Source organism: Pelorhabdus rhamnosifermentans, from assembly GCF_018835585.1.
GTDB classification, from domain to species: domain Bacteria; phylum Bacillota; class Negativicutes; order UMGS1260; family UMGS1260; genus Pelorhabdus; species Pelorhabdus rhamnosifermentans.
Genome location: NZ_JAHGVE010000093.1, coordinates 1 through 599, shown reverse-complemented (window position 1 = coordinate 599; position 599 = coordinate 1). Strand labels below are relative to the sequence as shown.

Genomic DNA, 599 nt, shown 5'->3' with positions numbered 1-599 from the left:
GACAAAGAAAAAGTCAATATTCATGGTGGCGCTATTGCGTTAGGTCATCCAATTGGTGCCAGCGGCGCAAGAATTCTTGTTACACTTATTCATGCCATGGAAGACAAGAAGGCGCAAGTTGGTTTGGCAACACTTTGTATTGGTGGCGGACAGGGTGTCGCAACCATCGTGGAAAGAGTATAAATTTAAAGATTTCAATAATAAACGTAAAAGTCTTAAGTTATTATTCTGATTGTGCATGTAGCTCTGCAAAAATCAAGCGTGCACGTTAGATGAATAATAAAATAAACCTAAAAGAAAAGAAGGAGCGTGTCAATTGCTATGAAATTTGATTTGACGGAAGATCAAGCTCTAATGCAAAAGTTGGTTCGTGAATTTTCAGAAAAACAGTTAGCGCCAGGTGTGGCACAACGTGATGAAAATGAAGAATTCTCTCGTGAACTCTTTAATAGTATGGGAGAAATGGGCTTCACAGGCATTTGTTTTCCTGAAGAGTATGGCGGAGTTGGCGGTGATGTGCTGACTTATATTTTGGCAGTCGAAGAGATATCACGCGTTGATGATGGACTCGGTGTGTCCTTATCAGCCTCCGTTTCCTT

General features: G+C 40.7%; 1 protein-coding gene and 1 pseudogene. Both read left to right on the top strand.

The annotated features are described in order from the left end of the window. A pseudogene (locus tag Ga0466249_RS25915) lies at window positions 1–183 on the top strand (acetyl-CoA C-acyltransferase); the annotation flags it as partial. Window positions 184–321: 138 nt separating this feature from the next. Continuing rightward, the coding region (locus Ga0466249_RS25910) for an acyl-CoA dehydrogenase family protein (RefSeq protein WP_215832382.1) at window positions 322–599 on the top strand (278 nt) is incomplete at its 3' end.